This window comes from Micromonospora costi (assembly GCF_003626655.1).
Lineage (GTDB): Bacteria > Actinomycetota > Actinomycetes > Mycobacteriales > Micromonosporaceae > Micromonospora > Micromonospora costi.
This window is the reverse complement of the sequence record NZ_RBAN01000005.1, coordinates 68,150-82,064: the sequence shown is the minus strand read 5'-3', so window position 1 is coordinate 82,064 and position 13,915 is coordinate 68,150. Positions and strand designations below refer to the sequence as shown.

The 13,915-nt window shown below is 72.9% G+C and carries 10 protein-coding genes; 7 read left to right on the top strand and 3 right to left on the bottom strand.

The genetic code is table 11. The annotated features are described in order from the left end of the window. Positions 1-82: 82 nt before the first annotated feature. Positions 83-2,680 carry a M64 family metallopeptidase gene (locus tag D7193_RS33545; protein ID WP_158674866.1) on the bottom strand — a complete coding sequence of 866 codons (2,598 nt, stop codon included), beginning with the start codon at positions 2,678-2,680 and terminating at the stop codon, positions 83-85. Between the two features lie 234 nt (positions 2,681-2,914). Here D7193_RS33545 and D7193_RS26170 point away from each other — a divergent pair, with 234 nt between their 5' ends. Both D7193_RS26170 and D7193_RS26165 read left to right on the top strand, forming a co-directional pair. Further along, positions 2,915-3,484: a carboxymuconolactone decarboxylase family protein gene (locus D7193_RS26170; protein ID WP_241563479.1), complete on the top strand. Its 570-nt coding sequence runs from the start codon at positions 2,915-2,917 to the stop codon at positions 3,482-3,484. A gap of 370 nt (positions 3,485-3,854) precedes the next feature. After that, positions 3,855-6,341, top strand: coding sequence for a M14 family metallopeptidase (locus tag D7193_RS26165; protein WP_120782293.1), 2,487 nt, complete (start codon positions 3,855-3,857; stop codon positions 6,339-6,341). Positions 6,342-6,368: 27 nt separating this feature from the next. Here the strand turns inward: D7193_RS26165 and D7193_RS26160 are convergent, their stop codons facing one another. After that, entirely contained in the window at positions 6,369-7,070 is a 702-nt protein-coding gene (locus D7193_RS26160; RefSeq protein ID WP_120782292.1) for a response regulator, read from the bottom strand. After that, positions 7,067-8,230, bottom strand: a complete 1,164-nt coding sequence (locus tag D7193_RS26155) for a sensor histidine kinase (RefSeq protein ID WP_120782291.1) — start codon at positions 8,228-8,230, stop codon at positions 7,067-7,069. Before D7193_RS26155 ends, D7193_RS26160 begins: the two co-directional genes overlap by 4 nt. Before the next feature lie 134 nt (positions 8,231-8,364). Between D7193_RS26155 and D7193_RS26150 the strand changes: the two genes are divergently transcribed. The 5 genes from D7193_RS26150 to D7193_RS26130 all read left to right on the top strand — a co-directional run bounded on the left by D7193_RS26150 (position 8,365) and on the right by D7193_RS26130 (position 13,767). Continuing rightward, positions 8,365-10,464, top strand: coding sequence for an MMPL family transporter (locus tag D7193_RS26150; RefSeq protein WP_120782290.1), 2,100 nt, complete (start codon positions 8,365-8,367; stop codon positions 10,462-10,464). Positions 10,465-10,484: 20 nt separating this feature from the next. Further along, positions 10,485-10,730: a DUF4190 domain-containing protein gene (locus D7193_RS26145; protein ID WP_120782289.1), complete on the top strand. Its 246-nt coding sequence runs from the start codon at positions 10,485-10,487 to the stop codon at positions 10,728-10,730. Positions 10,731-10,881: 151 nt separating this feature from the next. Beyond that, positions 10,882-11,820 (top strand): ABC transporter ATP-binding protein, encoded by a 939-nt coding sequence (locus tag D7193_RS26140; protein WP_120782288.1) that lies wholly within the window; start codon positions 10,882-10,884, stop codon positions 11,818-11,820. Next, a complete protein-coding gene (locus D7193_RS26135) occupies positions 11,817-12,623 on the top strand; it encodes a hypothetical protein (RefSeq protein ID WP_120782287.1) in 807 nt (268 codons plus the stop codon). The genes D7193_RS26140 and D7193_RS26135 overlap by 4 nt, the downstream gene beginning before the upstream one ends. Further along, complete coding sequence (locus D7193_RS26130) at positions 12,607-13,767, top strand: FAD-dependent oxidoreductase (RefSeq protein WP_120782286.1); 1,161 nt, start codon at positions 12,607-12,609, stop codon at positions 13,765-13,767. Before D7193_RS26135 ends, D7193_RS26130 begins: the two co-directional genes overlap by 17 nt. The last annotated feature ends 148 nt before the right edge of the window (positions 13,768-13,915 follow it).

Here is a 13,915-nt window from a genome sequence, read left to right as displayed (position 1 = left end):
CGGGACACGACGAACGCGCACGTCAGGGCCGTGGTGGGTCGGCGGCCGCCGACCCACCACGGGTCCCGTTCGGCGTGGGGAGCTACAGGGCCGCGCAGTCACCGCCCTTCGGTCCGTTCACCGTGTTCGGCGCACCGAAGTCCTTGACCGCGGCGCTGTTGCCGGCACACGTGAGCGGTCCGTTGACCCGGCTGCCGACCAGGACCGGCCCGTAGGCGCCAGCCAGCCGGCTGAACCGGTCGTTGGCCGTCACCTGGACGTTCTTGGACAGGGTGAGCGGTCCGTTGACGGTCGCGCCGGCGATCGTCACGTCCCGGGTGGTGCCGGTGATCCGGGCGGGCCCGTTCACCGTGCTGCCGAACAGCTGCACCGCCTGCGCGCCGGTCGCCGTCAGCCCACCGTTGAGCGAGCTGTCGCTGACCACCAGCGACGCGCCGGGACGCACGGTCACAGCGCCGGCCACCTGGGCGTTGCGGAGGCAGGTCACGCCCGCGCTGGCCACCACCGATGACTGCGCCCCGGTCAAGGTCGTCGTGCACTGCGGCGACGATCCCGGCAGGACCGTGGCCCGGTACGCGCTCGACCGCCCGACGTTGCCGGCCGCATCGATGGCCCGGTGCTCGACGAGGTGCGTGCCGAAGCCCGGCACGAAGCCGCCGCCGGGGTGGTCGTCGGGCAGGGTCTGCTCGAACGCCGCCTTCGACAGGCCACCGGTGCCGAGGTTGCCGTACGTGAGGGCCTTGACGTCGGTGCCGGAGTGGCGGAACTGGAACGGCGAGGAGGGCATCGGCTGCTCGGGGAAGCCGAAGTAGTTGTACCAGCCGTCCTTGTTCAGCCGGAGCTGACCGACGACGTAGCGGTCCTCCGTGTAGCCGGTGTGGTCGTCCTGCGGGTCCAGCCACATGTCCCAGCCGTTGAAGTACACCGGGTGCTCCATGTCGTCGGCGAGCTGCGTGAGCGGCTGCGACAGGGTGCGCGGCGCGGTCGGGCCCGCGTTGTCCACGGTCCACTCGACGCGGTCGGACACGCCGCCCGGGTCGGCCGGGTCGGTGACGGTCGCGGCGAGGGTGTGCGTACCCGGCGGAAGCTTCAGGGCGCCGAGGTCCAGGGTGCGGCTGTTGTGCGGGTTCGGCACCGCCGTGCCGTTCAACGACCAGGCCACGTCGAGGATCCGGTCGTCCGGGTGGTTGGTCCGCACGTACACGACCTCGTCACCGGCGACCGGCTGGGTGTTCAGGGTGTGGCCGGTGACGGTCGCGGCGGGCGCCGACGGCGTGGCCGTCGTGTCACCGACCGTCCACTGCCGGGTCTGCACGAACCGGGGGCCGTTGTAGCCGGAGTTCGTGGCCGTGTTGCCGGTGGACGGGTTGCGGACCCAGTCGATGCCGTCCGGGCCCACCGGGTCACGCACCTCGACGTGCACCACGGTGCCCGCGGGCAGGTCGAGATCAGCGAGGTCGAGGTCCCGGCTGTTGTGCGTGTCGAGCAGCGTGCCGTCCGGCCCGCCGACCCGCCAGGTCACCTGCAGCTCGTGGTACCGCGGCTGCCCGGTCTCGACCCACAGCACGCCGTCGGACGGCACGGTGCCGAGCGGGGTGTGCCGCAGGCTCATCTGCCCGGAGTTGCGCATGCCGGTGACCCGGGCGACCATGTGCTCGAGACCGACCTGGTCGAAGTCGAACCCGATCCAGCGCATCATCGAGTGTTCGCTGGGCCGGCGCTGGCCGCAGGGGTAGCTGCCGCCGCCCTCGTGCAGCCCGATCGTCCCGCCGGACAGGCTCTCCTCACCGATCCAGCGCCACCACTTGTGCTGGTCCTCGACCATCTTCTGCGGGTCGGTGTAGGTGGTGTGGTGGAAGCTGCTCGGCTCGTTGCCCGTGTAGCAGGGTCGCACCACGTCCCGCGAGGAGTACGGGTACTCGTCGGCCAGCGTGCCGAGCGAGTGGCCGATCTCGTGCAGCGAGATCAGCGGGCCCTGCGGCGAGCCACCGGAGGTCGTCGCGTTGGTGCCGCCGATCCCGCCGTACGTGAACGTGTTGAAGATCGCCAGGGTCTGCACGTTCTGCGCGGTGCGCGGGATGCCCAGCACCGGCGCCACGTACGTGTCGAGAATCCGGTTGTGTGCCTGGCTGCCGGTCTCGCAGGGGTTGACCCCGGCCGGGTAGTAGGCGGCGTAGTTCGCGCAGTCCACCGGCGCGCCGCCGTAGACGGTGCCGCGGGACAGCGGGTCGCTGCAGCCGTTCTGGTAGATCATCCGCAGGGCCGTGTTCTTGGTGTTGATCGGGCCCTCGCGCTCACCGGTGTCGCGGATCGTGCCGTCCGGGTGGCGCACCCGGCCGTCCGGGTCGCACCGGACGCCGTAGTCGATCGAGGCGATCTCCACGGCGTAGACGTTGATGTAGTCGCGGTAGGTCCGGAACGGCTCGGTGGCCCACATGACGGCCAGGTTGCGGTCGACGTCGGCCAGGAAGAGCTGCTGCTGGTCGGCCTGGTAGCCGTCGCCCATGATGACCAGGTTGAGTCGCTCGGCCGCCGGGCCGGTGACCTGGATCGGATGCACCTTCGGCTCGGGCAGGGGCGCCGGCGGACCGTCCGCCGGAGCGCCGCTCGCCGGGCCGACACCGCTGAACAGGCCGGCCACCAGGGCCGCTGTCGCGATCAGCGCGACCTTGAATCTCACTGCTTGTCCCCCTCACCGTCGTCGCCGGCAGGTCGCGCCGGCCACCCGAAAGTTAGTGCGGCGTCGATGCGATGGCACCAGACAGCTGACGGAAGTTCGGCGGTCGCGGGCCCTTCAGCCGACGGTGACCAGGGGCGGCGCAGGGGCCCGACCGGCCTCTCCTGGCTGCTTCCCGACAGCGTGGCGCGGCGACGGCGGCGTACGCTGTCGCCGCCGGACCCGAGGAGGACGCGCATGAGCTTCCTGCAGCCCGCAGCGCCGTCGCCGGACGCCGAGCGGATGTTCGACGCGGACACGAGGACGATGGGCTACCTGCCGAACTTCACCCGGGTGTTCGCCCACAGCCCCGCCACCTATGCCGCCTGGCAGCAGCTCAACGCGGCGGTGAAGGCGGGGATGGAGCTGCGCCGATACGAGTTGGCGACGCTCGCCGCGGCCCGGGCGCTGCGGTCGTCGTACTGCGGGCTCGCCCACGGCAAGGTGCTGCGGGACCGGTTCTTCGACGCGCGTACGGTCGCCGCCATCGCGTCCGACCACGGCGCCGCCGGCCTGTCCCCGCAGGAGGTAGCTGTCGTCGACTTCGCGGGCAAGGTCGCGGCCGACGCCAGCTCGGTCACCGAGGCCGACGTGGCGGGCCTGCGCGACCACGGGCTCGACGACACGGAGATCTTCCAGGTGGTCCTCGCCGCCGCCGCCCGGTGCTTCTTCAGCACCGTCCTGAGCGCGGCCGGCGCGCAGCCCGACCCGCAGTACGACGACGCCCTGGACCCGGAGCTGCGACAAGCGCTGCGCTTCGGCGACTAGCGCGCCGCGGCACCCGCCCCGACGTCGATCATGCAGTTGTGGTGCCCCGCAAAAGCGATGTTCGGCCTCAAATCGACCACCACAACTGCATGATCGACCGGGGCCGGGGGGGGCCACGCTCGTCCTCGTTTGGGGGCGGCCGGGTCGCGCTGCCTCAAGGAATCCTCAAATCCGCATCGTGTGACCCATCGATTCCACGAATGCACATACGCTCACCGCACGATTCACGATCAGCGCCCGACGACGACCGCCGTCGTCGGGCGTGCTCGCCCTGCGCGAGCCCTGCACCACCGTCCTGGATGGACCGGTCCGACCCCCGTGAGGGCCACCAGCCACGTCAACCACTGGCCACAAGCACAAGGAGGGAAGGATGCGACGAACGCAGACGCGCGTCGCGCTTCTCGCGCTGTCCGCCCTGGTGGGGAGCGTCCTCGTGGCGACCGCCCCGGCAGGTGCGGTTCCCGCGGGCGCGACAGCCGCGGCGGGTTCGGAACGTTCGCCACTCGAGAACGCCGACCAGGTACGCCTCGTGCGTATCAAGCTGACCGGCGCCGACATGCTGGACAAGGTCGTGGCCGCCGGCTTCGACCTCGATCACGGCCTCAAGCGCGTCCCGACCGGGATCGAGGGCGAGGCGGTCGTGACCGCCGAGCAGCTCACCGAACTCGAGGCGTTGGGCGTCGAGGTCCTCGGCGACACCGAGGGCTTCACGTGGAGCGACGCGGCCGACGGCGGCCTGGGGGCCTCCGCCGCACGCACCGCGCAGGCCGTCCAGCCGGCCAGCCACGAGGCGACGGTGCGGGTCGTCCGCGCCGACTGGTTCACCACGAAGGGCCAGGGCTTCCTCTACGTCGAGGCACGGACCACCGAGGGGCAGCAGGCGGATCCGGTCGTCACGATGCAGCTCGAGAACGACTCGGGCAAGGGCACGGCGTTCGGCTTCCCCCGCACCATGAGCCGGTTCGTCGACTCCGGGCAGTACATGTTCCACCGGAACCTGTTCAAGCTCGACGCCCGCCCGGACCAGATCCGCGTCACGAGCTCCACCGGCGGCGTCACCACCGGCTACGTCTCCGACTGGCTCGAGAACGCGCCGCCGCCCCTGACCGCGAACCCGACGTACAAGTGGGACTTCGTCGACGGCTACAAGCACCCGCAGCAGCTCTACAGCCGCGCCGAGGAGATCGCCCGCCAGTACCCGGACATCGCCGAGATCATCTACCTGCCCAACAAGACGAACGGCTACCAGCGCAAGGCGCAGGCCACGATCGGCGGCACGGGGCAGTCCGCGGTCGTCGTGAGCTCGGCCGCGTGGGGCCACGAGGGCGGCAACGACATCACCGTCGAGTTCGTGGACCGGCCCGGGGCGAACCTTCCGCTCACGGTCGAGGTCACGGGCAAGGCGATCCGCGTCCTGCTCGCCAAGGACGCCGCCGGGGCGCTCGCCAGCACCGCCGCGCAGGTGGCGTCGGCGCTGGAGACCCAGTCGCAGGGGCTGATCGACCGGGCACACCCGTACCGGACGAACGCGGGCACCGGCATCGTCGCGGCGACGCCCGGCCCGGTCGCGCTGACCGACTTCCTCGACCAGAAGCGCGTCGGCGCTCCGGAGGGCGACGTACCGCGCGGTCCGGCCACGATCCCCGTCCTGCGGATCGGCAAGCACCGCGACGGCCGGAACCCGGGCGTGCTGATCCAGGCGCAGGACCACGCCCGTGAGTGGGTGCCGGCCGCGACCTCGCTGGAGGCGGCCGAGCGCCTGGTGCACAACTACACGTCGGACCAGGAGACGAAGAAGATCGTCAACAACACCGACGTCTTCTTCATCCTGTCCAACAACCCTGACGGGGCGAACTACAGCTTCTTCAACTTCGCCTCGCAGCGGAAGAACATGACCAACCACTGCCCGGACGACAACGCCGACCCGGGCCGCCGGGACTCCTGGGGCGTCGACCTGAACCGGAACTACCGGGTCGGGTCGGGCCACGACGGCTACTCGGGCGGGTCGACGAGCTGCACCAGCGGCACCTACCAGGGCCCGGAGAAGCTCTCCGAGCCGGAGTCGAAGAACATCATCTGGCTGGTCGAGAAGTACACGAACATCAAGTTCATGATGTCGGTGCACTCCAACGGCGGCCAGCTGTTCTGGCAGCCGGGCGCCTACATCGCGGACGGGCGGATCACCACGCCGCGCCCGCCGCTGGGTGACGAGGCCTTCTACTGGCAGTCGGCCTCCCGGATCCTGTCGCAGGTCAAGGCGCACCGGCAGACCGTGGTGACGCCGGAGAACGTCGGCGGCTCGTCGGACGTCCTCTACTCCTCCGCGGGCAACGTGCGGGAGGACCTGTACTACACGTACGGGATCTACGCCTTCGGCTGGGAGGTCGGCGGCTCGGTCTACAACCCGGCCACCGGCAACTGGCAGGGCGGCTCGTTCCAGCCGCCGTGGGAGGGAACGCCGGACCTCGTGAGCGGTCACTCCGAGACCATGGAGTACGCCAACGGGATCATGGAGATGTTCCGGGTCGCGGCCGACTGGGGCAAGGACAAGAAGAAGCCGACGTCCAACCTCGCGCCCGGCGGCGGGACGTACTCCGGCCCGGTCGACGTGCGCTTCGAGACGAGCGAGCCGGCGACGATCTACTACACGACGGACGGCAGCCGGCCCACCATGGAGTCGCCGCGCTACGAGGCGACCGAGTTCCGTGAGCCCGGCCAGGTGTTCCACGTGACCGAGACCACCACGTTCCGCTGGTTCTCGGTGGACGCCGCCGGCAACGTCGAGAAGGGTTACGACCCCACGGACGACGGTAAGCGCAACAACTACCGCACGGCGACCATCACGATCAAGCAGTAGCCGTACGCCGAACAGGTCGTCGCCCCGTCAGCGCGGTTCCGTCCGCGTCGGCGGGGCGACGGTCGCCGGCGACCCGGCGCGGACCAGGCCCGTCTCGTACGCGAGGATCACGGCGTGCACGCGGTCGCGGAGCTGGAGCTTGGCGAGGATCCGCTTCATGTGCGTCTTGATCGTGGACTCCTCGACCACGAGGCGAGCGGCTATCTCCCCGTTCGACAGCCCGTGGGCGACGAGCGTGAGGACGTCGCGCTCGCGGGGTGTCAGGTCGCGCAGCCGACGCTGGGCCGCGGTGTCGGGGGCGGGTTGGCCGGCGATGTAAGCGATGACGGTGGGGGCGATCCGGGGGGCGAGGAGGCCGTCACCGGCGGCGATCGTGTGGATGCCGGCGATGAGCTGTTCCGGTTGGATGCGCTTGAGGACGAAACCGGCGGCCCCGGCCCGCAGCGCGTTGAGGACGTAGTCGTCGTCCTCGAACGTGGTGAGGATGAGGATCCGGGCGGCGGGGGCGGCCGCGACGATGCGGCGGGTCGCCTCGATCCCGTCCAGCACGGGCATCCGTACGTCCATGAGGACCACGTCAGGGGCCAGCGCCTTCGTCCGGTCGACCGCCTGGGCCCCGTTGGCCGCCTCGCCGACCACGTCGATGGTGTCGTCGCTGGAGAGCACCGCGCGTAGGCCGGCGCGCATGAGGTTGTCGTCGTCGGCGATGAGGACACGCGGCCCGGTCATGCGGGGACGCCCCCGTGCGGGAGGACGGCGCGCACCCGGAACGTCTCCTGTGTCATGCCGACCTCGAGCGTGCCGCCGAGCAGGACCGCCCGTTCGCGCATCCCGATGATTCCGTGCCCGCCGACGGCGACGGGGCCGGGGTTTGCGCCGGCCGGGCGCGGGGCCGGGTTGGTCACGTCGATCTCCACGTGTCGGTGGTCGAAGCGGACCGCGACCGCGGCCGAGCCGGGGCCGTGCCGTGCGGCGTTGGTGAGAGCCTCCTGGAGGATCCGGTACGCCGTCCAGGCGACGCTGCGGGGCAGCGTCACCGTCGGCGCGGGCAGGTCGGCGGTGACGGCCAGACCGCTGACGCGGTGGCGCGTGATCAGCTCGTCGAGCGCGCCGGGATCGGCGGGCACGTCGCCCTCGTCGTCGCGCAGCGCCCGGACCATGCGGTCGATCTCGCCGATCGTGTCCCGGGCGACCTCCTCGATCGTCTCGATCGCCGTACGGGCCGCGGGCGGGTTGCGTTCCTGCAACAGCCGCGCCGCACCGGCCTGCACCAGGATCACGTTGATGGCGTGGCCTGCCGAGTCGTGCAGTTCCCGGGCGATGCGCGTACGCTCCTGCGCCGCGGCGAGGTCACGCTCCCGCTCGGCGTCGGCTGCCACCCGCCGGGCGTACGCCTGGGCTTCGGCGAGCCGCAGGGACCGCAGCCGGTTGCGGTCCGCGGCGACCCACACGCCGAGGAAGATCGCCTCCCAGGCCAGCAGCTCGGTGGCGATGGCCCAGACGCTCACCCCGCTGGTCTGGTAGGCCAGCGCGACCGCCGGGACGAACGCGTTGACCGCGACCAGCGCGAGACGGCGCCGGGCCGCCGGCGCCCCGCTGTACGCCGCCGCGAGCCCGTACGCCGCCACGGCGGTGGCCACGGGCGCGTCGAGCGGGTAGCCGAGGGCGAGGAGCGCGACGCTGGCCGCGGCGCTCACCGCGTACCCGATCGCCGGCACTCGCCGCCGGACCGCGAGCGGGGCGGCGGAGAGGAGGGCCAGCCCGGCGCCGAGGGCGTCGAGGCCGCGGGCGGCCGGGTCGGGTGTGCCGAAGCCGCGTACCGCGAGGATCGCCAGCGTCGCGGCCAGCGCCAGCCCGGCGACCGCCAGGTCCGTCCTCTCCCGCTTCACGTGACCAGTCTAGGAACGCGTCCGACCTGCGCGGATCCTGCCGCGGGCGGAGGACGCGTCCCCCCACGGGGGTACGCGCGAAGCCCTCCCGCGGGCGTTCCGGCGGGGCGTCGCGCCTCCGTAGCGTCCGACCGGTGAACGGATCTGGGACGCGCCGCAGTGTGTTCGAACGTCTGGCCGGCTGGTCGTACCGGCGACGGTGGTGGGCGCTGCTGACCTGGGTGGTGGTGCTCGTGGCCGTCACGGCCGTCGCCCAGGGCGTCGGCGCCCGGTACCACAACGACTTCTCGCTGCCCGGCACCGAGTCGCAGCGGGCGTTGGACGAGCTCCGCCGGCAGGCGCCGGTGCAGGCGGGGGCGACGGTCCAGGTGGTCATGCGTGACCGCGCCGGGCTGGTCGCGCCCGGCACCCGCGCGCGGGTCGAGCCGATGCTCGCCCGGCTGGGGGCGCTGCCCCACGTCGTCGATGTACGCAGCCCGTACACCAGCCCGGACGCGGTGTCGCCGGACGGCACGATCGGGTACGCCACGGTGACGCTGGACGCGCAGTCGACGGAGGTGCCGGTCGCCGACGTCCGCCGGATCATCGACACGGCGCGGGAGGCCGCCGGCGGCGGGCTTCAGGTGGAGCTCGGCGGTGATCCGGTCCGCGGCGCCCAGGAGGCCGGCGGCGGGGCGTCCGAGGGCGTGGGGCTGCTCGCCGCCCTCGTCATCCTGGTCTTCCTCTTCGGCTCGCTGCTCGCGGCGGCGCTGCCGATCATCATCGCGATCTTCGCGGTCGGCGCCGCGATCGGCCTGGTGGCGCTCGCCTCGCGGATCGCGACCGTGGCCGACTTCACCGTTCCGTTGATGATCCTGGTCGGTCTCGGTGTCGGCATCGACTACGCGCTGTTGGTGTTCTCCCGGTACCGCTCCGAGCTGATCGCCGGAACGGCACGGGACGAGGCGGTACGCCGGGCGCTGGACACGGCCGGCCGCACCGTCTTCTTCGCCGGCTGCACCGTCATCGTGGCGCTGCTCGGGCTGGTCGTGCTCGGGCTCGGCTCGCTGCAGGGGGTGGCCGTCGCGGTCGCGCTCACCGTGCTCGTCACCCTGCTCGCGGCGCTGACACTGCTGCCGGCGCTGCTCGCCGTGTTCGGCCGGCGGATCGAGCGGTCCGTGCTGCGCCGCCGCGGTCGTGGCCGGACCGAGGGCGCACGCTGGCGGCGCTGGTCCGCCGCCGTGCAGCGCCGGCCCGTCCTCGCCGCCGTGTTGCCCACCGTCGCGCTCCTCGCGCTCAGCGCGCCGCTGCTCGGCATGCGGCTCGGTTTCGCCGATGCCGGCAACGACCCGGCGGGCAGCACGAGCCGGAAGGCGTACGACCTGCTCAGCGAGGGCTTCGGGCCGGGCTTCAACGGCCCGCTCGTGGTGGTCGTCGACGGCGGGCCGCAGGCCGTCGACGTCGCCCGGCAGACCCTCGCCGGGACGCCCGGGGTCGCCGCCGCGGTCGCGGCCGACCGGACGGTCGTCGTGTTCCCCACGTCGTCGCCGCAGGACGAGCGGACCACCGCGCTCGTGCACCGGCTCCGCGACACCGTGCTTCCGCCGGTGGCGCAGCGCACCGGCGCCGCGTTCCTCGTCGGCGGCGGCACCGCCGCGGTGGTGGATTTCGCCGACGCCGTCGGCGCCCGGCTGCCCGCCTTCGTCGCGGTGGTCGTCGGGGTCTCGGCGCTGCTGCTGCTCCTGGTGTTCCGGTCGCTGCTCATCCCGCTGAAGGCCGCCGTGCTCAACCTGCTCAGCGTGGGCGCCGCCCTCGGCGTGGTGACCCTGGTCTTCCAGCACGGCCTGCTGGGCGCGCAACCGGGACCGATCGAGGCGTACGTCCCGGTGATGATCTTCGCGATCGTCTTCGGACTCTCGATGGACTACGAGGTGTTCCTCCTCGCCCGCATGCACGAGGCGTGGCGGCGGAACCCGGACCCGGGGGAGGCGATCACCGAGGGACTGGCCACCACCGGCCGGGTGGTGACCGCGGCCGCGGCGATCATGGTGGTCGTCTTCGGCGCGTTCCTGCTGGCGCCCGACCGGATGCTGCGCCAGTTCGGCCTGGGCCTCGCCGTCGCGGTCCTGCTCGACGCCGTCGTCATCCGCTGCCTCATCGTGCCCGCCGTCATGCGGCTGCTCGGCCGCCACGCCTGGTGGCTGCCCGCGCCCCTGTCGCGGCGGCTGCCGTCGCTGGCCCTGGAACACCGCTGAACGTGTCGAGGAGGAACGTCATGTCCCCACCGCGAAGCGGCGCCGTCGCGACCGCGTCCCTGTGGCTCGGCGTCGCCGCGCTGCCCCTGCTGTTCGTCTGCGCCCTCGGCCTGCCCTGCGGTCTCGCCGCCATCGCCACGGGCGTGGTGGCGCTCGCCCGCGGCCCACGCGTTCCCGGTGTCGTGGGCCGCGCCGCCGTCGGCGTCGCGCTCGGGGTGCTCGCGCTGGTGGGCGGCATCGTGCTGATCTCCCGCCCGGACGGCTGAGCCGCTCCCCCGCGGCGGCGAGGCCGACCATCACGGGATGGGGTCCACCCGCTTCCTGATCCTGCGAGGGCTGGAACGTCTCTGACACCCGATCGGCGTACGCGCTCCCCCGCCTATTGACTTTCGATAGGTACTGAGCGAGAGTCGATAGGTGATCACAGTACGCGCGCTCACGAAGCGCTACGGCGGGGTGCTGGCCGTCGACGGTCTGAGCTTCGACGTCGAACCGGGCATGGTCACCGGGTTCCTCGGGCCGAACGGGGCGGGAAAGTCCACGACGATGCGGATGATCCTGGGCCTCGACCGACCGACCTCCGGTCAGGCCCTCGTCAACGGCCGGGCGTTCGCGACGCTCACCGAACCGCTCAGGGAGGTCGGCGCCCTCCTGGACCCCGGCGCCGTCCACCCGGGCCGCACCGGCCGCAGCCATCTCCGGGTGGCCGCCCGGGCGAACGGCGTCTCCGCGCGCCGGGTCGACGAGGTGATCGACCAGGTCGGGCTCGGACGCGCGGCCGGTCGCCGGATCAAGGGCTACTCGCTGGGCATGCGCCAGCGCCTGGGGATCGCCGCGGCGCTGCTCGCCGATCCCCGCGTGCTGCTCTTCGACGAGCCGATGAACGGGCTGGACCTGGACGGCATCCGCTGGATCCGCGGGCTGCTGCGCCGGCTCGCCGACGAGGGGCACACGGTGCTGGTCTCCAGCCATCTGCTGAGCGAGATGCAGCAGACCGCCGACCGCCTGGTCGTCATCGGTCGCGGCCGCATGATCGCCGACGCCACGACCGACGACATCCTGCGCGGGCTCGGGCAGCTCCGGGTACGGGTACGAAGTGCCCAGCCGGACGCGCTGCTCGCGCGACTCCAGGAACGTGGCCTCGCCGCCCGGCGCGTGGAGGCGAACGAGTTGGAGGTCGAGGACAGTACGGCCGAGGCCGTGGGCGAGGTCGCCAACTCCTTCCACATCCCGCTGCACCACCTCTCCGACGTCCCGCCGTCCCTCGAGCACGCGTACCTCGAACTGACCGGCAACAGCGTCGACTACCACGGCCGGCCCGCGGAGCGGGCGACGACACCGGAGGAAGCGCTGTGACCGTTCCGTCGACCCTTCGGGCCGTACCCCACGTGACACCGGACGCCCCCACCGCGCGCGTCTTCGCCCGCACCTGCGCCGCCGAGTGGACCCGCCTCTGGACGGTCAAGGCCACCTGGTGGTTCGCGGCGGCCGCGGCCGCCGCCACGGTGGGAATCGGCAGCCTCGCCGGCCTGGACACGGCCGGGAATCCGGGTCCTTCGGGCGACCCCGCCTGGGCGATCTCGTCGATCAGCGCGATGCCCGCGCAGTTCGCCCTGCTCGCCCTCGTCCTGACCGCGGTGACGTCCGACTACGCCACGGGCGGGATCGTCCCCACCCTCCAGTGGACGCCGCGGCGCGGCCTCCTCTTCCTCGCCCGCGCCGTCGTCACGGCCGGCTCGGCCACGTGCCTCGGCGTGCTGCTGGGACTCGCCTCCGCCCTCGCGGCCTACGTCGCGGCCCGGCCACGGCTGAGCCTGCCGGCGGACGACGGCCTCCGGGTCCTCGGCACCGTCGCCCTCGTCGTCGCGGCCGGCACCGTCCTCGCGGTCGGCCTGGGCTTCCTGTTGCGCAACACGGCCGGCGGACTGGTCGCCGCGTTCCTCCTGATGCTCGTGCTGCCGCTGCTGCTCCCCCAGTTCGGCTACGCGTGGCTGGACGCGCTGGCCCACGTCCTGCCCGGGACCGGAGCCGCGTTCCTCCTGCTCGGCAAGGTGCCGGGGATGACGACGACCTCGTCGGTGCTGGTCCTGCTCACCTGGGCGGCCGGCGTCCTCCTCCTCGGCTGGCTGCGGCTGGTGCGCGATGACGCGAACCGGTAGGGCGGGCCCGGCCGCCGGGCGGGTGAACACGCCGGGGACCACGGACGTGCTCGTCGTCGGGGCCGGTCTCGCCGGGCTGCACACGGCGACGCTGCTCGCGCGGCTTGGCCACGACGTCCTGCTGGTCGAGCGGCGGGCCACGCTGACCGCCCCGATCCGCACCACCGGGATCTTCGTCCGGCGTACGCTCGACGACTTCCCGCTGCCGGCCGAGTGCCTGGGGCCGCCGATCCGGCGGGTGGTGCTCTACCCTCCGGGGCTGCGCCGGCCGGTGAGCCTGGTCAGCACCCGCGACGAGTACCGGGTGGCGGACATGGGGCCGCTCTACGTGGCAGCGGCCCACGCCGCCGTCGACGCCGGCGTACGCCTGGCGCTCGGCACCCGCTACGTCGGCCGGCGCGACGGCTGCTTCATCCTGGCCGGTCCCGACGGACCGGCCGGTGTCCGGGCGCGGTACGTGGTCGGCGCCGACGGCGCCCGCTCCCGGGTGGCCCGGGACCTCGGCCTGGACCGCAACCACCACCTGCTGGTCGGCGCCGAGGAGGTCTTCGAGATCCCCGCCGGCGACGAGCCGCCGACGTTCCACTGTGTGCTCGACCCCTCGCTCGCACCCGGCTACCTGGCCTGGGTGGTCAACGACGGGCGGCACGCGCACGTGGGCGTGGCCGGTTACCCCGACCGCTACCGCGACGGCCTCCGCCGGGCCCTCCACCGCTTCGCCGCCTCGGCGCCCGGACTGCCCGTGACCGGCCGCCCGGGCGAGGTCGAGCGGCGCGGAGGCCCGATCCCCGTCGGTGGCGTGCTCCGCCGGATCGGCTGCCCCGACGGGCTTCTCGTGGGTGACGCGGCGGGCGCCGTCTCACCGCTCACCGCCGGCGGCCTCGACCCGTGCCTGCGGCTGTCCGGGATCGCCGCCACCGTCCTCGACGAGGCGCTGCGCAGCGGCCGGCCCGACCCGTTGGCCCACTACGAGGGCGCGGCCCTGCGTGCGCGCTTCCGGGGACGCCTGACGCTGCGCCGGGCACTGGCCCAGGTGCGGACGCCCGCCGCGGCGGCAGCGGCGTTCACCCTGCTGCGCACGCCACCCGGTCGGGCCGCCGCCCGGCGCATCCTCTTCGGCGACGGCTCCTTCCCCGCTCCGTGACCGTCCGCCGGCGGGGCCAGCTCCCGGCCGGCCCGACCTCGCGGTCGAAAAAACCTCGGTAGTTACCAAAGGGAGATCATCAGCGGGTGGCCCGTACGCGGGTGCGCGTCTTGGATGGAATCACGACGCCCATCGATCGAGTGAATGG

Excerpts from the sequence above, each read along its gene's own strand:
- D7193_RS26170 (WP_241563479.1), top strand. The coding sequence starts at position 2,915 with ATGAGCTTCCTGCAGCCCGCAGCGCCGTCGCCGGACGCCGAGCGGATG.
- D7193_RS26165 (WP_120782293.1), top strand. The coding sequence starts at position 3,855 with ATGCGACGAACGCAGACGCGCGTCGCGCTTCTCGCGCTGTCCGCCCTG.
- D7193_RS26160 (WP_120782292.1), bottom strand. The coding sequence starts at position 7,070 with ATGACCGGGCCGCGTGTCCTCATCGCCGACGACGACAACCTCATGCGC.
- D7193_RS26145 (WP_120782289.1), top strand. The coding sequence starts at position 10,485 with ATGTCCCCACCGCGAAGCGGCGCCGTCGCGACCGCGTCCCTGTGGCTC.
- D7193_RS26130 (WP_120782286.1), top strand. The coding sequence starts at position 12,607 with ATGACGCGAACCGGTAGGGCGGGCCCGGCCGCCGGGCGGGTGAACACG.